Source organism: Micromonospora foliorum (assembly GCF_022229015.1).
Taxonomy (GTDB): domain Bacteria; phylum Actinomycetota; class Actinomycetes; order Mycobacteriales; family Micromonosporaceae; genus Micromonospora; species Micromonospora foliorum.
In genome coordinates this window covers 1-9,299 of the sequence record NZ_JAKKFF010000251.1, presented here as the reverse complement: position 1 = coordinate 9,299, position 9,299 = coordinate 1, and the positions used below count along the sequence as shown (strand labels likewise).

Annotated in this window: 12 protein-coding genes and 1 pseudogene; 9 read left to right on the top strand and 4 right to left on the bottom strand. The window is 71.6% G+C overall.

Annotated elements, in window-relative coordinates:
• Positions 1–121: 121 nt before the first annotated feature.
• Positions 122–1,327 carry an FAD-dependent monooxygenase gene (locus PSH25_RS19060; protein WP_238660370.1) on the bottom strand — a complete coding sequence of 402 codons (1,206 nt, stop codon included), beginning with the start codon at positions 1,325–1,327 and terminating at the stop codon, positions 122–124.
• Between the two features lie 213 nt (positions 1,328–1,540).
• Positions 1,541–2,284, bottom strand: coding sequence for a PadR family transcriptional regulator (locus tag PSH25_RS19055; protein ID WP_238660369.1), 744 nt, complete (start codon positions 2,282–2,284; stop codon positions 1,541–1,543).
• 237 nt (positions 2,285–2,521) lie between these two features.
• On the opposite strand from PSH25_RS19055, the gene nadD reads away from it, so the two are divergent.
• The 5 genes from nadD (at position 2,522) to PSH25_RS19030 (ending at position 5,942) form a co-directional block, all read left to right on the top strand.
• Positions 2,522–3,118 carry a nicotinate-nucleotide adenylyltransferase gene (nadD, locus tag PSH25_RS19050; RefSeq protein WP_238660368.1) on the top strand — a complete coding sequence of 199 codons (597 nt, stop codon included), beginning with the start codon at positions 2,522–2,524 and terminating at the stop codon, positions 3,116–3,118.
• A gap of 110 nt (positions 3,119–3,228) precedes the next feature.
• The gene (gene rsfS / locus PSH25_RS19045; protein WP_030336526.1) at positions 3,229–3,636 is read left to right on the top strand and encodes a ribosome silencing factor; all 408 of its coding nucleotides are present in this window, start codon (positions 3,229–3,231) and stop codon (positions 3,634–3,636) included.
• Entirely contained in the window at positions 3,633–4,262 is a 630-nt protein-coding gene (locus PSH25_RS19040; protein ID WP_238660367.1) for a histidine phosphatase family protein, read from the top strand. The genes rsfS and PSH25_RS19040 overlap by 4 nt, the downstream gene beginning before the upstream one ends.
• A gap of 48 nt (positions 4,263–4,310) precedes the next feature.
• Positions 4,311–5,165: a DegV family protein gene (locus PSH25_RS19035; RefSeq protein ID WP_238660366.1), complete on the top strand. Its 855-nt coding sequence runs from the start codon at positions 4,311–4,313 to the stop codon at positions 5,163–5,165.
• Between the two features lie 21 nt (positions 5,166–5,186).
• The gene (locus PSH25_RS19030; RefSeq protein ID WP_238660365.1) at positions 5,187–5,942 is read left to right on the top strand and encodes an SDR family NAD(P)-dependent oxidoreductase; all 756 of its coding nucleotides are present in this window, start codon (positions 5,187–5,189) and stop codon (positions 5,940–5,942) included.
• 20 nt (positions 5,943–5,962) lie between these two features.
• On the opposite strand, the gene PSH25_RS19025 is transcribed toward PSH25_RS19030, so the two are convergent.
• Entirely contained in the window at positions 5,963–6,184 is a 222-nt protein-coding gene (locus tag PSH25_RS19025) for a GntR family transcriptional regulator (protein ID WP_091409860.1), read from the bottom strand.
• Between the two features lie 251 nt (positions 6,185–6,435).
• Between PSH25_RS19025 and PSH25_RS19020 the strand changes: the two genes are divergently transcribed.
• Both PSH25_RS19020 and PSH25_RS19015 read left to right on the top strand, forming a co-directional pair.
• Positions 6,436–6,639 carry a hypothetical protein gene (locus PSH25_RS19020; RefSeq protein WP_238660364.1) on the top strand — a complete coding sequence of 68 codons (204 nt, stop codon included), beginning with the start codon at positions 6,436–6,438 and terminating at the stop codon, positions 6,637–6,639.
• A gap of 228 nt (positions 6,640–6,867) precedes the next feature.
• On the top strand, positions 6,868–7,242 hold the full coding sequence (locus PSH25_RS19015) for a VOC family protein (RefSeq protein WP_112604312.1): 375 nt from the start codon (positions 6,868–6,870) through the stop codon (positions 7,240–7,242).
• 41 nt (positions 7,243–7,283) lie between these two features.
• Here the strand turns inward: PSH25_RS19015 and PSH25_RS19010 are convergent, their stop codons facing one another.
• The gene (locus PSH25_RS19010) at positions 7,284–7,682 is read right to left on the bottom strand and encodes an integrase (RefSeq protein ID WP_238660363.1); all 399 of its coding nucleotides are present in this window, start codon (positions 7,680–7,682) and stop codon (positions 7,284–7,286) included.
• A 198-nt stretch (positions 7,683–7,880) separates the two neighbouring features.
• Between PSH25_RS19010 and PSH25_RS19005 the strand changes: the two genes are divergently transcribed.
• Positions 7,881–8,705 carry a ComEA family DNA-binding protein gene (locus tag PSH25_RS19005; protein ID WP_238660362.1) on the top strand — a complete coding sequence of 275 codons (825 nt, stop codon included), beginning with the start codon at positions 7,881–7,883 and terminating at the stop codon, positions 8,703–8,705.
• A pseudogene (locus PSH25_RS19000) lies at positions 8,702–9,299 on the top strand (ComEC/Rec2 family competence protein); the annotation flags it as partial. The gene PSH25_RS19005 and the pseudogene PSH25_RS19000, both read left to right, overlap by 4 nt.

The window sequence follows — 9,299 nt, the reverse complement described above, 5'->3', positions numbered from 1 at the left end:
AGCGCGGCCCGGCCAGCGCGGCCCGGCTGACCTCGGCTGCCCGGCGAGGGTTGGGTGGTCGGGGTGGGCCGACGCGGGGTGGCCGTGCGGGGTGGCTGGCCGGCCACCCCGCGACCACAGTTCAGCGCAGGGCGGGCTCCGCCGTGACCGGCGCGTCCCAGTCGATGACGTAACGCTGCTCGTCGGCGACGGTCTTCTCCGGGTCCAGCACCGTGCGCACCATCAGCGGCATCAGCAACGGCATCAGCGTCCGCGCGACCGCACCCGGGGCCTTCGCATGGTTGATCCGGGCCGCGCGGGCGGCGACCTTCTCCACCCGGGTACGACGCAGCCGAACGTACGCGGCGAACGCCGCCGGGACGTCCGGCAGGTCGCGCAGGCAGCGGGCGAGCTGCACCGCGCTCTCGATGGCCAGTGACGCGCCCTGCCCCGAACTGTTCGACGGCGCGTGCGCCGCATCGCCGACCAGCACCATCCGGCCCCGATGCCAGTGCGGCACGGGCGGCATGATCTGCAACGACCCGACCACCTGAAGCTGGTCGGCGCTGCTGGTCGCGACCAGCTCCCGGCCCGGGTCGTCGTCGCCGTAGGTGGCGCGCAGCGTGTCCAGCCACTGCTCCGCCGGCACCGCCCGGGCCTCGACGAGGCTCATCGGCCGCTGCTGCGGCAGGTTGGCCCCCCACCGGGTGCCGCCGCCGGGCTCCGGCCAGTACAAGTAGTAGCCGCGTCGCCCGAACGCGAACGTCATCGTGCCGGGCTCGGCGTCCACCTCGTGTCGGGCGACCGCCTCGAAGCCGAGCAGTCCGGTGAACCGGGGACCGGGCGCGGCCGGGTCGATGAGACCCCGCACCGTGGAGCGGATCCCGTCCGCGCCGACGAGGATGTCGGCGCTCGCGGTGCTGCCGTCCTCGAAACGTGCGGTTACGGCGTCGCCGGTCTGCTCGGCGTCGACCAGCCGCTTGCCGTAGGCGAACGACACGCCCTCAGCGAATGCCTGGTCGTGCAGCACCTGGTACAGCTCGGCCCGATGCACCACGTGCAGCGGCGGCACCCCGGTGAGGGTGGGCATGTCGATGCGGCGGCGGCCGACGGCCAGGGCGCTGCGTCCGATCGGGGTGGCGATCGCCGTCACCGCCTCGTGGGCGTCGACCGTCCGCAGAGCCGCCACTCCGTTGGGCGCGAGGGCGAGGGTGCCGCCGATGCCGCTGGCCGTGGTCGGGTACGCCTCGTAGAGGGTTGCGGTGATGCCGGCGCGGCGCAGCGCGAGCGCTGTCACCGGCCCGGCGATGCCACCGCCGATGACGATCGCGGTTCGTACCGTGGTCATGCTCTCTCCCTGGGTGTGGTCGGTGCGCGGGCGCGTGGACCTGGTGTGGTCGGTGCGCGGGCGCGGACCTGTGTGGTCGGTGCGCGGGTGCGCGGACCTGGGAGGGAGCCCGGTTATCCTCGTGGTTGCCGCTTCGGGCCGGGTGCCTTCCCAGGCGTCGGTTCGGGGTCAGGGCCCCGGTGAGGTGTTGGCGCACCTCGCCGGGGCCGTTCCTCAGCCGGCGGTGTCGGTTCTCCGGCTGCTGGTGCTCGTGCTGTCGGTGCTGTCGGTGCTGTCGGTGCTGTCGGTGCTGTCGGTGCTGTCGCGGCTGGCCTTCGGGGTGTTCGTTCTCTCGGCCAACTCGGTCAGCTCGGCCGGCATCTCGCCGGTCTCGTGGAAGGTCCGCCAGGTGTCCAACCCGGGGTAGCTCCCCGAGGTCAGCTCCGCGAGCAGTGCCCGCAGCCAGGCCGCCTCCGCGTCCCGCATGGCGAGGTCGTACTCCGACTCCACCAGGAACAGCCGCGGAATCTCCCGCAGGTGCGCGTCGAGCACCCCGCGGTCCTGCCGGATCGCGACCTCCAGCAGGTCGAGCCGTTGCCGCAGCAGGTCGGTGGCCTCGTCGGGATGCAGCGCGGCGAGCACGGACAACCCGGCCCGGAAACGGGGATGCTCCGCCATCGGGGTGGAAACCAGCTCGCGGGCCCAGTCGACCAGCTCCGCCCGCCCCGCGTCGGTGATCCGGTAGACCGTGCGTTCCGGGCGTCGACCCTCGCGCACGCTCTCCACCGCCTCAATCAGGTGGTGTTTGTCCAGGTTGCCGATCACCGTGTAGAAGGACCCCCACTTGAACTCCATGTCCTGGTCCTTGCCCCAGGCGCGCAGTGCGGTGGCGATCTCGTACGGGTGCATCGGTCGCTGGGCCAGGGCGGACAGCACGGCCAGCGCCAGCAGATTGCCGACCTTGCGCCGCTTCGGCACGATGATTCCCCTCGCTCGTCGACGGTTACTCGTCCACGAATATACGCCGACGGTCGAGGATGCCGCGACCCCCTGCTTCCCGTGATCGACTCGGTTTTGAGGAAGTCGCGGTGTCTGGAACGCCGGGATGGGCCGACTTCCGGAAAGCCGAGTGGATCACCGGGGTTCCACCGCCCGAGGCCGGGCCACCTGCCGGGCCGGGACGGTCGGCCAGGACGCTCGGCCTACGATCATTGGGTGGAGGAAGATATCCGGCGGATCGGGATCATGGGTGGCACCTTCGACCCGATCCACCACGGGCACCTCGTGGCGGCCAGCGAGGTGGCGGACCGGTTCGGCTTGGACGAGGTGGTCTTCGTTCCCACCGGTCAGCCCTGGCAGAAGGCCGACGAGCCGGTCAGCCCGGCCGAGGACCGGTACCTGATGACCGTGATCGCCACCGCCTCCAACCCTCGTTTCCAGGTCAGCCGGGTCGACATCGACCGGAGTGGGCCGACCTACACGGTCGACACGTTGCGTGACCTGCACGCTGAGTACGGCCCGAAGGTGCAGTTGTTCTTCATCACCGGCGCGGACGCTCTGCAACGCATCCTGTCCTGGAAAGACCTGGACGAGATCTTCGAACTGGCCCACTTCATCGGCGTGACCCGGCCGGGTTTCCCGCTGACGGACAAGCACCTCCCGGCGGATACTGTCAGCCTGATCCAGGTGCCCGCGATGTCGATTTCGTCGACCGACTGTCGCGCTCGGGTCGCCAGGGGTGAGCCGGTTTGGTATCTGGTGCCCGACGGTGTGGTGCAGTACATCGCCAAGCGGAGCCTCTATCAGCGCTGAGCGCACCCGCTATGCCCAGGTTCATGCACCTAACCGACCAGAACTGCACGATCGGGGTGCCGCCGGGTATGAGACGCTTGGAGGATCGCACGCTTGATCGAAGGAGAACGGTGACAGTTTCCGAACGCGCTCACGAGCTGGCTATCGCGGCCGCCCAGGCCGCCGCCGACAAGAAGGCGCAGGACATCACGATCATCGACGTCGGCGACCAGCTCGCCATCACCGACGCGTTCGTGCTCGCCGCCGCCCCCAACGAGCGTCAGGTGCTGGCCATCGTCGACGCCATCGAGGAGAGCCTGCTGGAGCTGCCGGAGAAGGCGAAGCCGGTGCGGCGCGAGGGCGAGCGTGGTGGTCGCTGGGTGCTGCTCGACTACGTCGACATCGTGGTGCACGTCCAGCACACCGAGGAGCGGGAGTTCTACGGGCTCGACCGCCTCTGGAAGGACTGCCCCACCATCCCGTTCGTCGATCGGGACCTGGTCGAGGCCGACGCCAGCGGGTCCGCCGCCGCCGAATGACCCGACTGATCGTCTGGCGGCACGGCAACACCGACTGGAACGCCGCCAACCGTGTCCAGGGGCAGCTCGACGTACCCCTCAACGAGCTTGGCCGCGACCAGGCCCGCGCCGCCGCCCCGCTGCTCGCGGCGCGGCGGCCCGACGCCATCGTGGCCAGCGACCTGAGCCGCGCCGCGGAGACCGCCGACGCGCTCGCCGCGCTCACGGGGCTGCCGGTACGCACCGACGCGAGGCTGCGCGAGCGGCACTTCGGCCAGTGGCAGGGTCTGCACCTCACCGAGGTCGCCGAGCGCTTCCCCGAGGAGTACGCGCGCTGGCGGGCCGGCGACCCCGACCCGGGCGCGGATCTGGAGCCCCTGCACGACCTCGGCGAGCGGGTGGGTGCCGGGCTACAGGAGGCAGCCGACCTGGCCTCGGGTGGCACCGTGGTGATCGCCACTCACGGTGGTGGCTCCCGGCAGGGCATCGGTCGCCTGCTCGGCTGGGACACTGCCGTGCTGCGCACCATCGGGTCGCTGGCCAACTGCCACTGGACCGAGCTGCGCCACGACGACGTCCGCGGGTGGCAGTTGCGGGCGCACAACGTCGGCCTGATCACCGCCCCGGTCGCCGTCGACGCGGTCTGAGCACTCGCGCCTCGGCGTTCGCGGCCTCGATCGGCTAGCGTGCCGGGCATGCCCGTCGCGGTTGTCATCGACTCCACCGCCTACCTTCCGCCCGAGCTGGTGCAGGCGCACCGGCTGACCGTCGTGCCGTTGACCGTCGTGCTCAACGGCGCGGAGGGGCTGGAGGGGGTGGAGACCCAGCCGGCCGACGCGACCCTGGCACTGAGTGCCCGCCGGGTCACGGCGACCACCTCTCGCCCGGCGCCCGAGCAGTTCGCCCGGACGTACCGCCGACTGCTCGACGCCGGCGCCGACGGGGTCGTCTCGGTGCACATCTCCGCGGCGCTGTCCGGCACGGTGGAGGCCGCCCGGCTGGCCGCCGCCGAACTGGACGGCCGGGTCGAGGTCGTGGACAGCCGCTCGACGGGCATGGGGCTGGGCTTTCCGGCCATCACCGCCGCCACCGCCGCCGAGGCCGGCGCAGACCTTGCCGGTGTACGCGACGCGGCGCTCGCCGCCATCGCCCGCACCACCGTCTGGTTCTACGTCGACACGCTGGAGTTCCTCCGCCGGGGCGGCCGGATCAACGCCGCCGAGGCGCTGGTCGGCACCGCGCTGTCCGTCAAGCCGATCATGCACATGCCGGACGGGGCGATCGTGCTGCGCGAGAAGGTCCGCACCGCCAGCCGGGGAGTGGCCCGGCTCGTGGACCTGGCCGTCGAGGCGGCCGGCGACGACGACGTGGATCTGGGGGTGCACCACCTGGCCGCGCCGCAACGGGCCGAGGCGTTGCGGACCGCGCTGACCGAGCGGTTCGGTGACCGGCTGCACGACACGTACGTCTCCGAGGCGGGTGCCGTCGTCGCCGCGCACGCCGGGCCTGGCCTGGCCTGCGTGGTCGTCCACCGCCGACCGGAAGCCTGAGCCGTGGCCACGTCGTGCGTCGTGACCGGCGGTGGTCGCGGTGTCGGCCGGGCCGTGGTGGAACGGCTGGTGGCGACCGGTGCCACCATCGTCGTCCTGGAACGCGACGCCGACGCGGTCGACTGGTTGGCCGACCATCCGGCCGCCGATCGGCTCGTCGCGGTGGTCGGCGACGCCGCCGACGAGCAGGTGGCCGAGCGCGCCGCCGAACTGGCGGAACGCGCTGCGCCGCTGACCGGCTGGGTGAACAACGCAGCGGTGTTCCGGGATGCCACGCTGCACTCCGCGTCGGCCGACACGGTGCTGGACCTGATCGGGTTGAACCTGCGCCCGGCCGTGGTGGGCGCCGCGGTCGCCGTCCGCCGCTTCCTGGCCCGCGCCGCCGGCGGCGCGATCGTCAACGTCTCGTCGCACCAGGCCCGCCGACCGGTGTCCGGCGCCCTGCCGTACGCGACAGCGAAGGCCGCCGTGGAAGGGCTGACCCGGGCGCTGGCCGTCGAGTACGGGCGGCACGGCATCCGGGCCAACGCGGTCGCGCTCGGCTCGATCGCCACCGAGCGGCACGCCGAATTCCTCGCCACGCAGGAGCCCACCCAGGCCCAGTGGATCGACGCCGAGCTGACCCGGCTGCACCCGGTGGGCCGCATCGGGCGGGCCGAGGAGGTGGCCGAGGCGGTCGCGTACCTGCTGTCGCCCGCGGCGAGCTTCGTCAACGGGGTGACGCTGCCGGTGGACGGCGGACGAGCCGTGCTCGGCCTCGACCCAGAGGCCCGCTGACCGCCTAGATCGCTCGCCTTCTAGCTGTCGGCGACAAAGACGCCCTGGCCCTGCTGACCGTAGATCAGGTTCCGCTCGTGCAGCTCCTTGACGGCTCGGTAGGCCGTGGAGCGGGCCACGTTGTACAGCTCACCGATCTCGGACACCGATGGCAGTTGTTGGCCAGGCGAGTATTCGCCTGAGCGGATCTTCTGCTCGATGTCATCCGCCACGCGGCGGTAGTGCGGTGGTCTCGTCGGCATGGGCGGCTCTCCCGGACTTCAGCGGAGATCATGTTTCCAGCCCGGGCGTGATCGAGACAAGGCGGCAACGCAGCAAAGTGGAGATAGTGAGAACTTGACTACACTGAGACAGTGGATACAGTGAGACAGTGACCGGGTGCTCCTGGACTTCAGCACTCCTGACGTATCCGGTCTGCCCGCCCTGAGGGAGTTCATCGCAAGGGCTTCGGCCCCCAGGGCGGGCTACTTCGGATCGCGCGGAGGCGCCGAACATGCCAATCGATGAACCGGTGTCCACGGCGACCGAACTGTTCATGGCCAAGCGGGTGCTGGATGCTCACTGGACCCGGGCGCTCGACCGGCCGTGGCGGGCAGGCGGGTGCCTGGAGTGCCGAGGACGCAGCGAGTGCCGACAACTCGACTGGGCGTTGGCGCTCATGGCGGAAGTCGCCTCGGTCATGCTCCAGAAACGGTGAATGATCCTGCCCGCGCCGCTGTGTTAGCCTCCGTGCGCGCCCCAGATGGGCCTACCCCCCGGAGGTTCTGGCTACTTCAGCCACCACGCCGAGATCGACGCGATGTACGCGTCTCTCGTGCGGGATCCGGGGCGTCGGTGCCCTCGGGGCTTCGTCATCTGCGTGGCTGGGTGAACGCTGTGGGCCTCCGGTCGGGTCTTCGGATCGACCGGGAAGAAGACGGTACGGATGACAGTCACGTTCAACCACACCATCATCGCCAGCAAGGACAAGAGCGCCTCGGCCGCGTTCTACCGGGAGTTGTTCGAGCTGCCGGAGGCGCCTTCGTGGGGGCCGTTCGCCAACGTGCAGCTGGATGAGGGTGTGCTGCTCCAGTTCGCCGAGCCGCCGGTGGACATTCAGATGCAGCACTACGCGTTCCTCGTCGACGACGAGCTGTTCGTGCGGTGTCTGGCGTTCGTCGAGGGGCGGGGCATCACGTACTGGGCCGACCCGCAGCTGAAGCGGGAGGGGGAGACCAACACCGAGCACGGTGGGCGGGGCTTCTACTTCTTCGATCCGGCCGGCCACGCCATCGAGATCATCACTCGGCCGTACCTGTAGCAGGCCCGACGGCCGGTCGGGCGCGGTTGCCCCACCGGCCGTCAGCCTCGCTGCTGAGCCTCGTGGGTGGTGGGGTCCGCGCTCTCGCCCGGGCGTACGGGATTGGTCAGCTGGAACCCCGACGCCGCGAAGTTGGCCCCATGCTCGCGATCGGACAGCACGAACGTTCCGCCCCGCTGCTCTGGCTGCCAACCACTCTTCAGGCCACAGATGATGACCGCCCGCACGTCGGCGGGTGTGGGGTAGCCGTCGTCGACAACGTACGGGCCGGGTGCCGACAGCAGATCCGCTTCGAGTTTCTGGCCGTTCTTGCCGCCGGATCCCCAGGCGCGAACGTAGACGGCGCGGTGGTGGAATCCGTTGACCTGCACGCTGTGCAGCGCCGCGCGCCACGTGAAGGTGTGCCCGTCGACGTGTATCTGCCGTAGTCGAGCCCGCATCTGAGCCACCTCCGTGGTCGGACCCTTCAAGATCGACAAGAGGTACTCTACTTCGCACTCGCCCCGGCCACGGGCCCACGTTCGACGCCCGCATAGCAGATCGGGGCATGATCAGGGCGTTGTCCACAGTGGCGATGCTTGTCCACAGGACGGCGCCGTCGTCAACCACCGTCCCGGCCGCCGCCATAGCGTCGCGCTGTGTCGCACGACGAGGAGACAGAGGTACGCCAGCGCCTGCGCCGGCTGACGGAGGCGGCTGTCGCACCGCTGCCCCGGCCGGAGGCGCCGCTCGCGGGCGTACCCCCGTCGTCCCTGGTCGGTGTGCAGCCTGCGGACCGGTCCACTGCGCCGGTCGCGGAGTCGGCCTCGGGCGGCCTTGCGGTCCCGCCCGAGTCGCGGTTGCCCGGCCCGGGGGCGTTCGACCCTGGGCGACGGGGCGTGCGGGCGTTGGCGGTGGTCGCCGTGGTGGTGGTCGTGGGTGCGGCAGGTTGGGCGTGGCAGGCCCGGCCGCAGTCGGAGCCGGTCGCCCCGCTGGTCAGCGACGCCGTGTCGGCCGCGCCCGCGGCCGACCCCAGCATGTCTGGCTCCGGCGAGCTGGTGGTGGCGGTCGCCGGCAAGGTCCGAAAACCCGGTCTGGTACGCCTGCCGGCCGGGTCCCGTCTCGCCGACGCGCTGCAGGCGGCCGGCGGCGCGCTGCCCGGGGTCGACGTGGCGCTGCTCAACCCCGCCCGAAAGGTCACCGACGGCGAGCTGATCGTGGTCGGGGTGACGCCACCGCCGATGCCGGGCGGTACGGCCGGGCCTGCGGCGGGCGGCGCGGCTCCCGCCGCCGGGCCGCTGAACCTCAACACCGCGACACTGGCGCAGCTCGACGCGCTGCCCGGCGTGGGGCCGGTGCTCGCCCAACGGATCCTCACCCATCGAGATCAGCACGGCGGGTTCAAGTCCGTCGGCGACCTACGCCAGGTCGACGGGATCGGCGATGCCCGCTACGAGCAGCTCAAGGATCTGGTGACGGTATGAGCGAGTCCGAGCCGCCGGATCTGCGACTGGCCGGGCTCGCCGTGGCGGCCTGGCTCACCGCACTCGCCGGCCTGCACCTCGGCAGCCGCACAGTCGTGCTGGTGGCCGGTGCTGCGGCCGGGCTGACTGCGGTTGGTGCTGCGCATCTGCTCGGTCGCCTCGGCCGTCCCCGAGCCGTGGTGCGGCGCTACGGGTGGGTGGCCGTGGCGGTCGGCCTCGGCGTGGTCTGCGGTGGTGCGGCCACCGCCGCCCGCCTCGCCGTCCGCGACGCGCCGGCGATCCGTGCCCTCGCCGAGCAACGCGCTCCGATCACCGCCGACCTCGTCGTCCGGGACGATCCGCGCCCGATCCGTTCCGCCGGGCGACCGGGCATGTTGCTGGTGTCGACCGAACTGGTCCGACTCACCGGCCCGGACGGTCGACAGATCCACGCCACCGTACGGCTGCTCGTCCTGGCGACCGACCCGGCGTGGCAGGGCCTGCTCCCCGGGCAGCGCCTCACCGCCGACGGCCGGCTCGGCGTTCCGCGCGGCGGCGACCTCACCGCGGCGGTGCTCAGCACCAACGGCCCACCGCAGCGGCACGGCGCGCCGT

Excerpts from the sequence above, each read along its gene's own strand:
- PSH25_RS19015 (WP_112604312.1), top strand. The coding sequence starts at position 6,868 with ATGACAGTCACGTTCAACCACACCATCATCGCCAGCAAGGACAAGAGC.
- PSH25_RS19060 (WP_238660370.1), bottom strand. The coding sequence starts at position 1,327 with ATGACCACGGTACGAACCGCGATCGTCATCGGCGGTGGCATCGCCGGG.
- PSH25_RS19040 (WP_238660367.1), top strand. The coding sequence starts at position 3,633 with ATGACCCGACTGATCGTCTGGCGGCACGGCAACACCGACTGGAACGCC.
- PSH25_RS19025 (WP_091409860.1), bottom strand. The coding sequence starts at position 6,184 with ATGCCGACGAGACCACCGCACTACCGCCGCGTGGCGGATGACATCGAG.
- PSH25_RS19010 (WP_238660363.1), bottom strand. The coding sequence starts at position 7,682 with ATGCGGGCTCGACTACGGCAGATACACGTCGACGGGCACACCTTCACG.
- PSH25_RS19035 (WP_238660366.1), top strand. The coding sequence starts at position 4,311 with ATGCCCGTCGCGGTTGTCATCGACTCCACCGCCTACCTTCCGCCCGAG.
- PSH25_RS19020 (WP_238660364.1), top strand. The coding sequence starts at position 6,436 with ATGCCAATCGATGAACCGGTGTCCACGGCGACCGAACTGTTCATGGCC.